This is a genomic window from Bacillus sp. TCT6 (assembly GCF_056033845.1).
Map to the genome: position 1 here is coordinate 3,635,521 of NZ_JBVYHX010000001.1, position 17,184 is coordinate 3,652,704.

Here is a 17,184-nt window from a genome sequence, read left to right on the forward strand (position 1 = left end):
AAAGCCCAACATAAAATTTAATTTCATTATGTATATCTTCATTTAGATTGGACATAAATAATTATAACAACATCACCTTCGATGTTGTTGCCAACCGCGGAGAAGACTTACGTTTCCCCATAAGTTCTTCCTCCGGTTTCTCCTCTCCCTTTTCCTTCTTACTAGTACATGCTAGTATAAGAAGGGCCCTGCTATGCAGGGTTTTTTTTCTTTGTGTGCTTTTCATTTAAAAAGTGAAATGGTACAGTAAAAGAAAGAGGAGGAAAAAATATGATTCAACGCTTTATAGAACTCGGAGAAGGCTACTCTGATTTATATGAATTACTTGAAATTGCCAAAACAAATCAAGAACGTATAGCACATATGTTACAATTTGAAACGATAAAAAACGATAAAAAAGTGTGTTCGCTTGTTGTAATATTAAAACCAACTACTACTGGTGATTTCCAACCATTATACATATGTCGTGAAGGCATTCCTGTATTTGAAAATAAAAAAAGTAAACGTGTCATTTTATTTGAAGAAACGGCAGAGCAACTCGGAAAAAAAGTGGCTACTTTTACTGTAAAGCCATCTACAACTTTCCCAGAAAAAGAACTATTTTTTAATCATTTAATTGGCATTTTACGAATGAACAATTTCATTCCTCCGATGAAATAACACTTTATTTCAATTAAAAAATCCCCCGCTAAACTTAGCAGGGGATTTTTTCTATTAGCTATAATCGTATTCTTTTGCTCGATCAGGACGGGAATTTTCAAATTCCGTTTTTAAATACGGGCGATACGACTGTTCTATCTTTTTCACAAAAGGAAGTTTGTTCAACTTATGCATCATATGCTCAATTTGTTCCATGTCACAATATACTACAGCATATTTTAATCGTTTTGATATGTAATGTATGTTACCATATTTCCTTAAAATCTTGGCATGTTTCAATGAATGTAAATAAACAATCATACTTTGTCGTTGCCCGAACATAATCTTCTCCATCTTCTCCTTTTAAAAACATATATTTTATATTCTATGAAAACCAATCAGAAATTTATAACATTACAGGACAAACTCTGTATACGTTTTCTTCCAACTTCTAAAAAACGGGGTACATCACCCCGTTTTTTTACAACCACAACCTCCGCCAGTACCACAACCTCCACCACAGCCACCAGCATCAAAGAATGGATTTCCTGTTGGTACTTTAATGGAAGAAGACACTTCCGAACCGATTGCTACACTAACTTCATCTAATAACTTCTGCAAAGCAGTTTCTGCTCTTTTAAAAGCTGCAACCTTATCATGTAAGTCCACAGAACGCTTTAATTCTCTCATTTTCATCGATACGGTAGTGTAGTCAGGATGGTATTTTCCAAAACGCTGTACTTCCTCATACCGTTCTTTCATCGCTGTAAATTGCTGAATTAACGTCTGAAGTTCTATATCTTCATGTAATTCTCTATAATACTTACGATAATCTTCTGCTATATCTGAACAGATAATCGCTTTTGCAAGCTGCTCTGCCTTATCTAATATTAATACGCTTTCTAGCGTCGCTACAATCATGAGAGACACCTCCGAGTATCCATCATACCACATTTAGATTAGAACTACTAATTGAAGTGACTTACTCAAAAGAAAGATATAATGAAACTATTTTCACACTATATCCGTACACACTTATACATTAATATGTTCCGCTATATTATATTTAAGAACATCCCATTTCCCACTATTTTGTTTCACATAACTAATACACGCATTTTTTAATGGTGTCTTAAATGTAATTTCATCTGGTTCAATGGCATGTAAAATTGCTTTTATCGCGTGTGAGTGAGCAACAATAATAATACGTTTGCCAAAATGAGTTGTTGCAACATCTTCTAAAGCAGCAAAGCAACGAGCTACAATCTCTTCATCTTGCTCCATACCTTCTACTTTACCCTCAGCAATCAACTCTCTAACAGTCGCAACTGGCTTCCCTGAAGCTTCTCCAAAATTCCGTTCAACAAATCGATCATCTAATAAAATCGATTGTAATCCAGCCGCCTTTGCGATTTCATTAGCCGTTTCTTGCGCTCTAATTAACGGGCTACTTATAATGATATCCCACGTTTCTTCTTGTAAAGCAGCTGCACTTTGACTCGCTTGCTTCTTACCAACTTCATTAAGCGGAATATCTTCTCGCCCCTGAATAATTTCTTGAAAATTCCAATCAGTTTGTCCATGTCGTACTAAACAAATTTCCGTCATGCTGCAACTCCTTTTTAAATAATCAATCTCTATTGTAACAAAAGTTCTGCATGACGGACATATTTTTCACTTGCAATTAGGTTGCATTTTGTTGCTTCATATACTGAAACATATCAATCATGATCGAAGCAACAGCCAATTGATTTTGAAATTTTTCCACTTTATCTGGTATTGTTTTTTTGAAATGTTGCATCGCCGCTAACTCAAAAGCCTCTTTTTCTTCAGGATTTCGTGTTAATTTTCTATACCAGTACGGTTGCTCTCTAATATAGCGAGATAAATCCTCATCAGCCTTTATAAACTCCATAATTTCTGCTCTCATCATCTTTCCCCCCTAATCCTTTTGAAAGAAAAACGGGTTATTTTCTGAAGTACTTTGTTCTTGCTGCGTACGGTTACCTTGAAATTGCTGAATAACTTGTTGCACGCTCCCAATAGCACTCGTCACATTGGCTAAATGGTTCTGCATTTGTTCCACGTCCAACTTTTTAAAAAAAGAAAGCATTTGCCCCATCACATCAGCAGTTTTTTCCTCTTCAGTTCGATTATCTTTTTCTTTTTTATTTTCTTTTACCGAAGAAAACGCAGGCGCTCCATCCGGTCTATAAGTTGCCCATATTGGATCTTCTTCACCAAGTAAGTACCATTCTTCATAAAATTGTTGCCAAGTTTTGTGACCATTTCTAACCTCATGAACCATTTTAGGGTGATGGTTTACAAATTCTTTAAACTGTTGAACCGATGGATGTAACGGCCCTTTTGTTGTTGGCATAATCCTCACCTCTCCATGTATATCTACTATATAGTAAGAAAAAAAAGGCACATGGTTCGCCTATTTTCAGACGATTCATGCACCTTTTTTTCTGCTATTTGCATACGGTCAGATTCCCACCTACAATTCAGTGAATACGAAGTAACTAATTAGGTGATGTAACACCCCACCGCTTACAGTTTCGCTTTATTTTCGAATAAAGTTTTGTGTATAAAATTTATCGTATACACCAACACCTAATCCTGTAAATTGTTCATTTAATAAATTCTTTCTATGCCCCTCACTATTTAACCAACCTTGCACTGCCGCAATTCCATCACTATGTTGCGCCGCTATGTTCTCACCAGCAAGTTGAAATCCTACTTTCCCGCGCTGCAATCGATCTCCTAGCGTACCTAATGTAGGTGAGTCATGAGAAAAATAATTATTGTCTTTCATATCTTTACTGTGACCAACAGCAACATCTGCTGTTTCCTGATCCCATGTTAATAATGATAATTTATGACGACTTCGAATGATATTTGTTAAATCAAAAATTTGTTGCATATTCCCATTTTCTACTTGTTTTATTTTTTCTGGAGTCAATGGTTGTTCTGCTATTAATTCACCTGAATAAACGAGCTGATACGGTCTTTGGCGTAATAATGTTTCATCATCCATATAACGAACACCCACAAGCTCATGTGTAAATTGATCAAAATACAATTGCGCCCATCCATCTTCTACAGGTATTAACGGTTGTTCCATGACTTCGGTATCAGATAGTTCAAATTGATAACTATTTTTCCCTCTTTTTAACGCAATTTCATGCGAAGGCGGACTTTTTTTATATACTTCTTCATATTTTTCATTTATATAATAAGGTGGAACCTTAACTTGTTCACCAGCAGCATACGCCGTTACAACTTTACGTTCAGAAACTCCAAATTGAGCATACTGAGTTAAATCCTGATTGTATACCCACCATTCATATCCGTATGCAGACGGCTCTATTCGAGAGGGTTCTCCCCACTTCGCCAATAAATTTTCAGAGTCTTCACCAATCATATTTAAAACAGTGTCTGAGGAGTCTTCCTTAATTTGCTTTTTCTTTTTCACAATTTTATTTTCTTGCTTTGATTGAGATGGGGTTAATATATATTGTGAAACGAGTAATTTTCCGTATAAATCAACAGCTAAAATTAAAAATGTAATCATTACGATACGCAATAATTTCTTCAAACGATATACCTCCTGAACAAAACATAAAATTGAGATATACACAAATCCTTTTCTTTCTTTTTGTGTGTACCGTACTCTTTTCACTATATCATATTTTCGTGAAAAAAGTCTGGATTATCCCTTTTCTCTCAATATGAATTGCACTTTCTCATTATTCATACTATTATAAAAATAATGGTGTAACATTAAAAAAGGAGGTATTATATGCAATTTACAAATACGAAATTTAATGGAGCCGTCGTTGAATTAACTCTTTTAACTGAAATCATGGAAAACAACCACTTCGTACTTGCTGGACAGTGGGATTATGAACGGGTTACATACGATTATAAATTTGAAATATTAAAGGATATTTATTATTTACGAGTGCAAGGAGTTGCTGTTGAAGGTGACATCGGCAGTAGACACGCTGAAGTAAAACTACTCCCCCCCTTATTAGGAAAACATTATTATCCTCACGGCGTTGAATATGGCGATGATGAGACTTTCCCAACGAATGTACTTCAAAAAAGTGAACAACTCCTACAAAATGTCGAAAAAGAGTTAAAAGAACTTCAAATTATTGATTAACAAAAACAAGCGCATCAATATGATGCGCTTGTTTTATTTCCCTTCCCTAAGAATGAATCGTTTTTTTTACTGGATATCCATAAATAGATCCATCTTTTACTTTAATCTCATCTTCCCAAGGAACCTTATATTTACCTTCAGCTAAATCTTTTATAAACGTATATGGGTTTTCTTTCACCCCACCAGGAGTTGCTACATATCCTCTTGAACCTAGATTATATATATTATTTTCTAATCCCCATCCTAATCTAGCCTGATCTGCTAGTTCTGGATATACTTCAGCAGTAACAATCTCCCAAGGATTTCGATGCCCCTGTACTAAAGTAGTCCCATCAAAATTACATACTTGTCCTTCACCAAAGTAATAAAATACACCATCATAACCCGCTAAGTTTACCGACAATGTATACATTAAATTCTGCCATGCATTTGAACGATTGGTTAGCATCCATTGTTCACTAACTTGTGTGCTATATCCAGAAATACGAATCAAGACATTTGCACCTTTATAGGCCGCTTCACGAGCTACTTCAGGGAACATGCCATCATGACAAATACAAACAGCTAATTTACTTCCTCCAGGTCCAACACAAACAGGTAAGCCTAAATCTCCAGCTTTCCAAGGCTCGACTGGTACCCAAGGATTTAGCTTACGATACTTCAAAATCATTTCACCTTGTGGATCAATAATAACTGCTGTATTATATGGCTCTCCACCACCAGGATTTTTTTCCATTATCGAAAAAACACCATATACTTTAGATTCTTTACATGCCTCAGCAAATAAGTCGGTTTCTGGCCCAGGCACTGTACATAAAAATTCTTCTGTGGTCCATTTTTTTGTATTGAGCCCTTGTGTACTATATTCAGGAAATACTATTAATTCTAATCCAGGATAACCTGATTTGGTCGAATGAATTGTTTTTATGATTTGTTGAATTTGTTTATCAATGTCCGCACGTGACTCTACTACTGGTACTGGATATTGAATTAGTGCTGTCAAAAAACCACTAATCGGCTTTACCATACTTCCACTACTACCCATTAAAATTCCCCCTTAAAATAGTTCGTGTTTATTAAAGATAACAATATATTTTTGTAACTCTCTAAAAAACTTGCACCACATATGGAATTATTACGCATGAAAGCTAGTAGTAAATTTTATATCCACTTTTAGTACACGCCTACACTAACTTAACATAAATAATTAGAAAATTCAATCTTTCATGAAAAACTAAAACTAAGTAAAAAAAGCGTATGGAATCCCATACACTTTTTTTACTTAGTTTGTAAATACGGCGGCAATTGTTGCAACTGCTCCTTATCCTTTTCACGTTCTCTACGTGCCCATCTAAAGAATACATAGCCTATAATTGTACCGTACACTATTTCCTGGACAATTTTCATTATGATACCACCAGTTTGCTGGTCTTGTACTACTGGCATCCAGTGCAAAAATTCCGGTCCCGTTATATTTAAATCTGATAAAGTGCCCGCTGGTACACATAGTTCCATCGCTTTCATCCAAGCAGCCGGATCCGTATACGTTGCAAATAACGGGGCTGTCGCAAAAATTATTAACGCACAAGCAGGCGTTAATAATATACCATTAGCAAACATGTAACCAAGTTTCTTTATATCACTTAACGTTTGATATTCTGGTAATGGATTTAACATCGGCCACCACATCATGATTGCTGTAAAAAACAATATAGCGAGACAAATAGGATGAGCAATTTGACTTTGTTTTACCGTATCAAAAACAACTGGTAAATGATAAAAAGAAAACAGGCCGTTAAATACAAACAACGCAATAAGTGGTTTAGCAAATACCTTTAATATAATTTGAACGAACTTAAAAGAAGTAATGTAACGATATAACCAAGTTGGTATACCAAGCAACAGTAACGGTGGAACTGCAATATACATGACTGCCATTTCAAACATATGAGCACTAAATATAATATGGCCAATTAAATCAATAGGCCCTCCCTTTACAAAATACAAAAGAACAATACCAGTCGTAAAATAAAAAATTTGCTTCTTACTTACCTTCGTCGCATTTTCAAATCGCATTCTATAAGGTCCAATAATTAAGAAGTACCCAATAAGAATCGAAAGCATAAATAATAAAAAAATTGGACTCCATAAAGCCTGAAAACCAAATATCCACAAGTTACTCATTTTCACACCTACCTTCGTAAGGTTATCCCATAATATGAAGAGGGAGCTGTGACAACACAAGCTCCCTTATATTTCACTTTTCAAATCCACACAATTGTCATAAAAGCTAAAATTGTAATTAACCCTATTAGCAGACCAGAGTATAGAAAGAAACTTGCTGCTTCATGTCCTTTATGGCTCATATGCATAAAATAATACAATTGAAAAATTACTTGTACCACTGCTAATAGTAAAATAAATGGCACAGAGAAAGTCGGACTAAAAGTTTTTGGATACGCCACTGCTACAAATGCAACTAATGTTAAAAAAATCATTAATGCAAACGTAATAACTTGATGCTTCATTTCCTCCGCACTTTTTCTCTTCCGATAAACAAGATCAACTTTAGGATTATTTGTTTGCTTTATCGCCATTGTTTATCCCACCATTCCCATTAAATATACTACAGTGAAAATAAACACCCAAACTACGTCAATAAAGTGCCAATAAATTGATGCAACATAAAACTTCGGTGCATTGTATAAATTTAGACCTCTCTTCGCATTTCTAAAGATTAATGTTAAAATCCAACACAACCCAAACAATACGTGGAGTCCATGTGTACCAACAAGAGCATAAAATGCAGAGCCAAACGCACTACTTCTCATAGTATGCTTAAATTCATGTGTATAATGATAAAACTCATATATCTCAAACCCTAAAAATCCTAAACCTAGCAATACAGTTACTAGTAACCAAAGTTGCATTTTCTTAAAGTTAAAGTTTTTCATGTGATACATCGCATATACACTTGTTAAGCTACTCGTTAATAAAAGCATCGTCATAATGAAAACGAGTGGCATTTGGAACATTTCTTGAGATGTTGGTCCACCATTTGTAGAATTCTTTAATGCTAAATATGTTCCGAATAAGGAAGCGAACAACACTGTTTCGCCTCCAAGAAATAACCAAAAACCAACAAACTTATTTTTCCCTTCAAGGGTTGCTTTTTCAGGCTCTGCTGGAAATGTTTCATTCGTTAATTTTTCATCTACATGCATTATGCCTTGCCCCCCTTATCATCTAAATCTTCCTTATGAATATGGTATCCATGATCATCGATTACTGAACGTAGGAACATTGCGCCAAATGTAATGATTAAACCAATAATTGCTACCAATAACCAGAACTTATCTTTTCCGCCCTGCATATACATTGCACCAAATGCCGCTATAAACAATCCGAAAGAAATGACAAATGGTGAAAACGAAGGATTTGGCATATGAATATCACCAATTGGTTCCGCTGCTGTCATCTCTTTATTACCTTCACGTTTTTCAATCCAAAACGGATCTAATCCGCGAACAAATGGTAGTTGTTTAAAGTTATATTCTGGTGTCGGTGCTGGCATCGTCCATTCTAATGTACGTGCATCCCACGGATCACGACCAGCTTTTTCTTTTGATACTGTCGTTTTAATTACATTGAATAGAAGAACAATCGTCCCAAGAGCCATAAACACCGCTCCGATAGAACTAATCATATTCCCCATTTCCAACCCTTGCCCTTCAAGATATGTGTAGTAACGGCGTGGCATACCAATCAAGCCAAGGAAATGCTGAATAAAGAACGTTAAATGGAAACCGATAAAGAATAGCCAAAACGTTATCTTTCCTAATGTTTCATTTAATACTTTATTAAACATCAGTGGCCAATAATAATGAGCTCCTGCAAGTAAACCAAATACAACACCGCCAACGATTACATAATGAAAATGTGCTACTACGAAATAATTATCATGAAATTGATAATCAGCTGGTGCAGATGCTAGCATAACCCCTGTAACTCCACCCATTACGAATGATGGAATGAAAGCTACTGCCCACATCATTGGTGTCGTAAAACGAATACTTCCGCCCCACATTGTAAAGAGCCAGTTGAATATTTTGATACCAGTCGGAACCGCAATCGCCATTGTTGCAACTGAGAAAATAGCATTAGCAACTGGACCAAGTCCAACAGTAAACATATGATGCGCCCATACCATAAATCCTAAAAATCCAATTAATACAGTCGCAAACACCATCGATGAATAACCAAACAATCGTTTTTTCGAAAATGTCGCGAATATTTCTGAGAATATTCCGAAAGCTGGGAGTATAAGAATGTATACTTCTGGATGACCGAAAATCCAGAATAAATGCTCCCATATAATTGTATTCCCGCCCAATGCTGGATTAAAGAAACTTGTTCCAAATAAACGATCTAACATTAAAAGTCCTAATCCTACAGTTAACGGTGGAAAAGCGAATAATATAAGCGAAGATGTTACAAATGTCGTCCATGTAAACATCGGCATACGCATATACGTCATTCCTGGCGCACGCATATTAATAATGGTTACAAGGAAGTTAATACCTCCAATTAATGTACCAATACCTGAGATTTGCAAACCGAGTACATAGAAATCAACACCATGACCCTTAGAGGCTAAAGCTAAAGATGCATAAGATGTCCATCCTGCATCAGGTGCTCCACCTAAAAACCAACTTAAATTTAAAAATACTCCACCAAAGAAAAATAACCAAAATCCGAGTGAATTCAAAAACGGGAACGCTACATCACGTGCACCAATTTGAAGTGGTACAGCGGCGTTCATAAATGCAAACACGAGTGGCATAGCTGCGAGGAAAATCATTGTTGTACCGTGCATCGTCAATACTTGATTATAAGCATCCCCAACAAGAAAAGCGTTGTTAGGAATCGCTAATTGAAGGCGAATAAATAGAGCTTCTATTCCGCCTATTACAAAAAACAATCCACCTGCAATTAAATAGAGAATGGCAATCTTTTTATGGTCTACTGTCGTTAAATAATCCCATATGACAGCACCCATCCCCTGTTTTTTTGCTACAGAACTCACGTTTTCAACCTCCCCTTCGCGAATAATCCCTCTTTACTTTTCAACTTTTAACGTTTGTAAGTATGCATTTAATGCATCAATTTGATCATCCGTTAAGTTGCCATATTTGCCAGTCATTTTGTTTCCTGGCTTCATATTTTCAGGATCTTTCAGCCATTTTTTTAAGTTTTCTTCATTGTTTTCGGCAATACCGGCAACCATATCGCGATCCGCAAAGTTTGCTAAGTTTGGTGCGATACGAGCGGAAGGTGGTCTACTATCATTAGATCCAACTGCGTGACAACCAATACAGCTTTTATTAAATATTTCTTGGCCCTCTTGCGCCTTTGTTGAAGCTACTTCTTTCTTCCCATCAATCTTCTTCATATCAGCAAGCCAATTTTTGTACTCGCTTTCATCTAAAGCTTTCACTTTAAATTGCATTAAAGAATGTGATGGGCCGCAAAATTCTGTACAAAAACCATTATAAGTGCCCGATTTATCTGCCTTTAACCACATTTTGTTCACATTGTCTGTATTTGTATCCATTTTCCCAGCTAAAGATGGAACCCAAAATGAGTGTTTAATATCGGCACCCTTCAAATTTAAATACACTTTCTTACCTGTGGGGATGACTAAATCTTGCGAAGTTACTATCTTTTCTGATTTGTAAGAAAATTCCCACCAATAAAGATTCGCTGTTACATCAACAACGATAGTATCTTTATCAATATTCTTTTTCTCCATCGCACTTACATCAGCAAGTTTGAATGTATATGTAACCGTTGGAACAGCTAAGATTAGTAAAAGAATAATCGGAATAACTGTCCATATAATTTCTAGCTTGTGATTTCCTTCAACTTGCTCTGGAATATAATCTTCCTGACCTTTCTTTTGTCGGAAACGCACAATTACATACAAGAAAATAATAGTAACTACTAGTACTACTCCTACCATGATTGCACTCGCCAGTAGAAGTAAATCATATTGCATTTTTGCTACTTCTCCTTGCGGAATTAAAGTAGATTGAAAGGCTTTACCGCATCCCCCTAACAGTAAAGCCAGCAGTGAAACGAACGAAAGCAGTCGCCACTGTTTCTTCATACAAACAACCCCCACTTTCCTTGTGAATTAGATTGTACTTTATAGTTAAGTAAAGTAAATCTCAACGTAAAGAAATCCAATTATGTCGTTGTCTTAGAAGAATGTAACTACAATCATTGATACAAATAAGATTGTTAAATAATTTAGGGAATAAACAAACATTTGCACGGACCATTTTATGTCATCTTTCTTACGGAAGCCATAAAATCCTAAAGCGATCCATCCGATGTTAAGCAGTGTTGCAATTACCATAAATGTTATCCCTAGTCCACTCATATAAAATGGTAGTGGTAATAAACATACTGTCCAAATCATAATTTGGCGTTTCGTAATTTCAAATCCATGAACTACAGGAAGCATTGGAATTCCTGCATTTCGATATTCATCAACACGTTTCATCGCTAATGCAAGGAAATGTGGGATTTGCCAAATAAACATAATTAAAAATAACATCCAAGCAATTGGATGACCTAAAGATGGATCGATTGCTGCCCATCCAATTAAAGGTGGAACTGCTCCAGATATACTACCTACAACAGTATTTAGTGTATACTTTCTCTTTGTCCATAAAGTATATAGGACAACATATGTGAAAGCACCAATAAATCCCATTAAAACTGCCATTGGTGTTGTTAATAATAAGAATACAAATCCAAGAAGTAATATAACTAGTCCAAATGTAAGTGCAAATCCTGGTTTATACTTTCCAGTAACCGTTGGACGAGTCTTTGTTCTCTCCATTAACGGATCGATGTCTCTATCGATGTAGTTATTTAAACAACATACCCCCGCCATAATTAATCCAGAACCAACGATTGTAAAAAATAGCTTATCCAGATTGTCCATCACACTTAATCCATTAAAGTGTAACGCCAACCAAAATCCTGTAAATACAGTAAGTGTATTTGAGTTTACAATCCCCATTTTAACGAGTGCTGATAAATCTTGTAACCGAGTTGTTTCCGGTACACTTGTAACAGCGGACTCATCATGCAGCTCACTTGTTGCATGGTTCATCACTCTAACCCCCTCTTAAAACTTTCATCTTTCTTTTTGCGCCTATTTCAAATGAAATAATTCGCTTCTATATAGCAATATTATTACAGTAGAAACATTGTTAACCCATTCTACTACTAATCTACGCCCATACTCCAATATATTAAATCATATTTCCCGAACATTTTGTGAAGAAAACATGAACTTTTTGTGTCGAATATAAAAAACTTCATTCTGAGTTGTCCTTATCATAACATGATGTTACATTCTATAATAAACTATTTTCTCCTATTTAACACGTATTCTCCCCATTTCTTTTCAAAATAGCCTATTTTTCACCTAAATTTTTCCTTACGAATCCTGTTTTCACACCTATTTTCTCTCCCTTGTCTTCCCCCTCCATTTCTTTGCTATTTTATTATTTTTTATATATCATAGGAACTAGCGCGTTTTATTCTATACATAATGGAATGAAAATATTTCGCAATAACTTCATAGCAGAAAGATGGTGAAAGAGATTGCAACGCTTTATTAAATGGTTAGCAGTCATTACAAGCCTTGATTTATTAATAGTTTTATTAGGAGGCGCTTTAGTTACAAAAACAGGTTCTGGTCAAGGTTGTGGTAAATCATGGCCACTTTGTAACGGTGAATTTGTTCCATCTAATTTATCAATGGAAACTATTATTGAACTTAGCCACCGATTAACATCAGGATCAGCTGGAATTCTTGTCACTCTCCTTTGTATTTTGTCCTGGAAATATTATAAACATGTGCGTGAAACAAAAACGTTAGCAATTTTATCCTTCGTATTTTTAGTTGCACAAGCATTAATGGGAGCAGCAGCAGTTGTTTGGGGACAAATGCCAGCTGTACTTGCTATCCATTTCGGTATTTCCTTAATTTCATTTGCTTCTGTCATTTTATTAACGTGTCTTATCTTTGAAATTGACCAAAAATTTGATGCACGTTCACTTATTATGGACAAAAAAATGAAATTTCATATTTATGGTGTAACAATTTACAGCTATATCGTCGTCTACACAGGTGCTTTAGTACGTCACGAACGAGCTAGCTTAGCTTGTCCAGATTTTCCTTTATGTAGCAAAAACAGACCTATGCCAACTCAACTACATGAATGGGTTCAAATGGGCCATAGAGTTGCAGCGATGTTAATTTTCGCTTGGATACTATACGCGATGATTCTCGCTATTCGCCATTACAAGCAGCAACCTGTAGTATATTGGGGATGGATCATTTCATTTATCCTTGTTACACTTCAAGCTGTAGTAGGAGTTTTAGTTGTATTTACAAACGCTAGTTTAGCGATGGCATTGTTACATTCTCTATTCATTTCTTGCTTGTTTGCCGTACTATGCTATTTAGTTATGTTAGGAACAAGAAGTAAAGTGAATGCAAAAGAAGCCGGATCAACTTCTAAACAAACAAAATAATTTAAAACTAAAATCCCTTGCCAATTAGGCAAGGGATTTTTTGCAATAAAGAAAAGAGCTGTATTTACACAGCTCTTTTCTTTATTTTAGTGATCTAATTCAATAAGTAAATCACCCGTTTGAATTGCATCACCATCGTTAACATATACTTTTTTCACTTTACCATTAAACGGCGCTTGAACTGTCGTTTCCATTTTCATTGCCTCTGTAATTGCCATAGAATCGCCTTTTTTCACTTCATCGCCTTCTTTTACAACTACTTTAATTACCGTTCCTGGCATTGTTGCACTAATGTGATTTGGATTTTCACGGTTTCCTTTCACACGTTGTGCAACTGTTGCTTTCACATTCTCGTCTTTCACGACAATTTCACGTGGTTGACCATTAAATTCCAAGTAAAGGACACGATTTCCATCCGGCTGTGGTTCTCCAATTGATACAAGTTTAACCATCAATGTCTTACCTTGTTCAATTTCCACATCAATTTCTTCACCTAGTCTCATACCATAGAAGAACGTCGGTGTATCAAGTACAGATACATTTCCATAAAGCTCAGCCACTTTTTCATAGTCCATAAATACTTTTGGATATAATGCATATGCAACTACATCAAAAATTGTTACTTCGCGTCCAAGTTTATGGAATAATTCTTCTTTTAACGCGTCGAAATCTACTGGCTCTAGTAGTTCACCTGGTCTTACTGTTAACGGCTCTTTCCCTTTTAAAATAATCTTTTGCAATTCTTTCGGGAAACCACCGTACGGTTGACCTAAATCACCAGAGAACATTTCAACAACAGATCCCGGGAAGTCCAACGCATGTCCACGCTCTAAAACATCTTGTTCTGTCAGGTGGTTTTGAACCATAAATAATGCCATATCGCCAACAACTTTTGATGACGGTGTTACTTTTACAATATCTCCAAACATGTCATTCACACGACGGTACATTACTTTCACTTCATCAAAGCGATCTCCTAAACCAACCGCCTTCGCTTGTTGCTGAAGATTACTATACTGTCCACCTGGCATTTCATGCATATATACCTCTGTGTGAGGTGCATTCATACCACTTTCAAACGGTGCATAGTATTTGCGTACATCTTCCCAATAATGAGATAGCTTTTCTAAAGAATCGATATTAACATCTGGTTGTCTTTCATTTCCACCTAGTGCATAGAATAATGTGTTCGCACTCGGTTGTGACGTTTGACCAGCCATAGAACTCACCGCTACATCGACAATATCAACACCTGCTTCAATTGCCTTCGTATACGTTAATATACCATTTCCACTCGTATCGTGCGTATGCAGGTGAATCGGAATTGATACCGTCTCTTTTAATGCTGAAACTAAATCATATGCTGCGTTTGGTTTTAGTAAGCCAGCCATATCTTTAATACCTAAAATGTGAGCTCCCGATGCTTCCAACTCTTTTGCTAAGTTTTTATAATAATTCAAATCATATTTACTACGTAATGGATCATGAATATCTCCTGTGTAGCACATTGTTGCTTCTGCAATTTTACCAGTATCTCGTACAGCATCAATTGCAACTCTCATGCCTTCTACCCAGTTTAAACTATCAAAAATACGGAATACATCAATGCCCGCTTGAGCAGAACATTCTACAAATTTTTGGATTAAATTATCTGGATAGTTTTTGTATCCAACTGCGTTTGAAGAACGAAGTAACATTTGGAATAACACGTTCGGCATTTTTTCACGAAGATCTAGTAATCGTTCCCATGGATCTTCTTTTAAGAAACGATACGCAACATCAAACGTTGCACCGCCCCACATTTCCGCTGAGAATAGGTTCGGTAACATTCTCGCTGTTGGCTCTGCAATTTGATGTAAATCTTTTGTACGAATACGAGTTGCAAGTAATGACTGATGTGCATCACGGAATGTTGTATCCGTCAAAAGTACACGTTTTTGATCCTGTACCCACTTTACTAATCCGTCCGCTCCACGCTCATCCAAAATTTGTTTCGTGCCATTTTGGATTGGCTCTGAGTGTAATACATTCGGTATACGAGCATCTGGAAAAATTGGTTTCTCTTTTTTCCCTACTCCTGGGAAGCCATTTACTGTTACTGAACCAATATAATTTAACATTTTCGTTCCGCGGTCTTTACGTTTCGGGAACAAGAATAGTTCAGGTGACACATCAATAAATGAAGTATCATATTCTCCTGATAAAAAGTTTTTATGTTTTACTACATTCTCTAGGAATGGAATATTTGTTTTAATACCACGAATACGGAATTCTTTTAAGTTACGTTCCATTTTTGCAGCTGCTTGCTCAAAAGTAAGTGCCCAAGTTGTAACTTTTACAAGTAAAGAATCGTAGTACGGTGTAATAACTGCACCTTGGAAGCTATTTCCTGTATCAAGACGCACACCAAAACCACCGCCTGATCGATACGCCATAATTTTTCCTGTATCCGGCATAAAATTATTTAGCGGATCTTCAGTTGTTACACGAGATTGAATTGCAAATCCATGCACAACTACTTCCTCTTGCTTCGGCACACCTACTATTTTACTATGTAATGAATGTCCATCAGCTATTAAAATTTGTGATTGAACGATATCTACTCCTGTAATCATTTCTGTAATCGTATGTTCTACTTGAACACGTGGATTTACTTCAATAAAGTAAAACTCATCATCTTTTACAAGGAATTCTACTGTTCCTGCATTTAAATAGTTTACATTTTTCGTTAACTTCACAGCAGCATCACAAATACGCTGACGCAAATCATCTGAAAGTGATACACTCGGTGCTATTTCTACAACTTTTTGATGACGACGTTGTACAGAACAGTCACGCTCGTATAAATGAACAACATTGCCTTCTTCATCTGCTAAAATTTGTACTTCTATATGTTTAGGTTTTTCAACGAATTTTTCGACGTAAACTTCATCATTACCAAAGGCTGCTTTCGCTTCTGATTTCGCTCGATTATATGATTCTCCTAATTCCTCACTAGTACGCACAATACGCATACCACGACCGCCACCACCAAGGGACGCTTTAATAATAATCGGGTAATCATACTTTTCAGCAAATTTTTCGACTTCTTCTAATGAATCTACTGGACCATCACTACCAGGTATAACTGGAATTTGTGCTAGCTGCGCTTGTGTTCTTGCTTTCACTTTATCTCCAAACATATCTAAATGTTTACTTTTCGGACCGATAAAGATAATTCCTTCTTCTTCGCAACGTTTCGCGAATTGAATATTTTCTGACAAGAAACCATATCCAGGGTGGATTGCATCTACATGATTACTTTTTGCAATCTCAATAATGCCTTCAATATCTAGATAAGCATCAATTGGTTTTTTTCCTTCCCCAACTAAATAGGACTCATCGGCTTTATAGCGATGATAAGAACCACTATCCTCTTTAGAATAGATTGCAACTGTTTTTAATCCTAGTTCCGAACAAGCTCGAAACACACGAATTGCAATCTCTCCACGGTTAGCTACCAATACTTTTTGAATACGTTGCAGCTTTGTCATGATTTTCCCCCTCTACTTTCCTACCACTCTAGAGATAAAATATATACACACCTTAAAAAGCGTGAAGTTCTTCACTTTCCACATTATATTATACTTAGAAAGCTTCACTTTATTTTTATCCATCATACCTTATTTTTTAACAAATGATAAGTTTTCTGTGCAATTTGTTTCACAAAAATAGTATAGCATACCTCTTCCTTTTCTAACAACTTAATTGTATAT

The 17,184-nt window shown here is 35.9% G+C and carries 17 protein-coding genes; 3 read left to right on the top strand and 14 right to left on the bottom strand.

Annotation, left to right across the window (positions count from 1 at the left end; all coding sequences use genetic code 11):
* Positions 1–270 precede the first annotated feature (270 nt).
* Positions 271–660 carry a DUF7147 family protein gene (locus tag AC0ONG_RS18350; protein ID WP_000616017.1) on the top strand — a complete coding sequence of 130 codons (390 nt, stop codon included), beginning with the start codon at positions 271–273 and terminating at the stop codon, positions 658–660.
* A gap of 54 nt (positions 661–714) precedes the next feature.
* Here AC0ONG_RS18350 and AC0ONG_RS18355 read toward each other — a convergent pair whose 3' ends face one another.
* From AC0ONG_RS18355 to AC0ONG_RS18380, 6 genes are all read right to left on the bottom strand, one after another.
* Positions 715–981 carry a YlbG family protein gene (locus tag AC0ONG_RS18355; RefSeq protein WP_002082261.1) on the bottom strand — a complete coding sequence of 89 codons (267 nt, stop codon included), beginning with the start codon at positions 979–981 and terminating at the stop codon, positions 715–717.
* A 126-nt stretch (positions 982–1,107) separates the two neighbouring features.
* Complete coding sequence (locus tag AC0ONG_RS18360) at positions 1,108–1,560, bottom strand: YlbF/YmcA family competence regulator (protein ID WP_000634361.1); 453 nt, start codon at positions 1,558–1,560, stop codon at positions 1,108–1,110.
* 114 nt (positions 1,561–1,674) lie between these two features.
* Positions 1,675–2,247, bottom strand: coding sequence for a histidine phosphatase family protein (locus AC0ONG_RS18365; protein WP_000134944.1), 573 nt, complete (start codon positions 2,245–2,247; stop codon positions 1,675–1,677).
* Positions 2,248–2,323: 76 nt separating this feature from the next.
* Positions 2,324–2,569 (bottom strand): YlbE-like family protein, encoded by a 246-nt coding sequence (locus tag AC0ONG_RS18370; RefSeq protein ID WP_001200990.1) that lies wholly within the window; start codon positions 2,567–2,569, stop codon positions 2,324–2,326.
* A 12-nt stretch (positions 2,570–2,581) separates the two neighbouring features.
* Positions 2,582–3,019, bottom strand: coding sequence for a YlbD family protein (locus AC0ONG_RS18375; protein WP_001143333.1), 438 nt, complete (start codon positions 3,017–3,019; stop codon positions 2,582–2,584).
* Positions 3,020–3,205: 186 nt separating this feature from the next.
* On the bottom strand, positions 3,206–4,240 hold the full coding sequence (locus AC0ONG_RS18380) for a CAP domain-containing protein (RefSeq protein ID WP_000735371.1): 1,035 nt from the start codon (positions 4,238–4,240) through the stop codon (positions 3,206–3,208).
* A gap of 204 nt (positions 4,241–4,444) precedes the next feature.
* On the opposite strand from AC0ONG_RS18380, the gene AC0ONG_RS18385 reads away from it, so the two are divergent.
* Complete coding sequence (locus AC0ONG_RS18385) at positions 4,445–4,810, top strand: YugN family protein (protein ID WP_001160945.1); 366 nt, start codon at positions 4,445–4,447, stop codon at positions 4,808–4,810.
* A gap of 46 nt (positions 4,811–4,856) precedes the next feature.
* Here the strand turns inward: AC0ONG_RS18385 and AC0ONG_RS18390 are convergent, their stop codons facing one another.
* From AC0ONG_RS18390 to ctaB, 7 genes are all read right to left on the bottom strand, one after another.
* The gene (locus AC0ONG_RS18390) at positions 4,857–5,855 is read right to left on the bottom strand and encodes a formamidase (RefSeq protein ID WP_000535809.1); all 999 of its coding nucleotides are present in this window, start codon (positions 5,853–5,855) and stop codon (positions 4,857–4,859) included.
* A gap of 233 nt (positions 5,856–6,088) precedes the next feature.
* Positions 6,089–6,994 carry a cytochrome c oxidase assembly factor CtaG gene (gene ctaG, locus AC0ONG_RS18395; protein WP_000069031.1) on the bottom strand — a complete coding sequence of 302 codons (906 nt, stop codon included), beginning with the start codon at positions 6,992–6,994 and terminating at the stop codon, positions 6,089–6,091.
* An 80-nt stretch (positions 6,995–7,074) separates the two neighbouring features.
* Complete coding sequence (gene ctaF, locus AC0ONG_RS18400; protein ID WP_000985703.1) at positions 7,075–7,407, bottom strand: cytochrome c oxidase subunit IVB; 333 nt, start codon at positions 7,405–7,407, stop codon at positions 7,075–7,077.
* A gap of 3 nt (positions 7,408–7,410) precedes the next feature.
* Positions 7,411–8,034, bottom strand: coding sequence for a cytochrome c oxidase subunit III (ctaE, locus tag AC0ONG_RS18405; RefSeq protein ID WP_000557861.1), 624 nt, complete (start codon positions 8,032–8,034; stop codon positions 7,411–7,413).
* Positions 8,034–9,869: a cytochrome c oxidase subunit I gene (gene ctaD / locus AC0ONG_RS18410; RefSeq protein WP_153587159.1), complete on the bottom strand. Its 1,836-nt coding sequence runs from the start codon at positions 9,867–9,869 to the stop codon at positions 8,034–8,036. Before ctaD ends, ctaE begins: the two co-directional genes overlap by 1 nt.
* A gap of 60 nt (positions 9,870–9,929) precedes the next feature.
* A complete protein-coding gene (gene coxB, locus AC0ONG_RS18415) occupies positions 9,930–10,979 on the bottom strand; it encodes a cytochrome c oxidase subunit II (protein WP_000745273.1) in 1,050 nt (349 codons plus the stop codon).
* Between the two features lie 93 nt (positions 10,980–11,072).
* On the bottom strand, positions 11,073–11,996 hold the full coding sequence (ctaB, locus tag AC0ONG_RS18420) for a protoheme IX farnesyltransferase (RefSeq protein ID WP_001015060.1): 924 nt from the start codon (positions 11,994–11,996) through the stop codon (positions 11,073–11,075).
* A gap of 497 nt (positions 11,997–12,493) precedes the next feature.
* Between ctaB and ctaA the strand changes: the two genes are divergently transcribed.
* Complete coding sequence (gene ctaA / locus AC0ONG_RS18425) at positions 12,494–13,429, top strand: heme A synthase (protein ID WP_001188745.1); 936 nt, start codon at positions 12,494–12,496, stop codon at positions 13,427–13,429.
* 86 nt (positions 13,430–13,515) lie between these two features.
* On the opposite strand, the gene pyc is transcribed toward ctaA, so the two are convergent.
* Positions 13,516–16,962 (bottom strand): pyruvate carboxylase, encoded by a 3,447-nt coding sequence (pyc, locus tag AC0ONG_RS18430; RefSeq protein ID WP_000164056.1) that lies wholly within the window; start codon positions 16,960–16,962, stop codon positions 13,516–13,518.
* Positions 16,963–17,184: the final 222 nt, after the last annotated feature.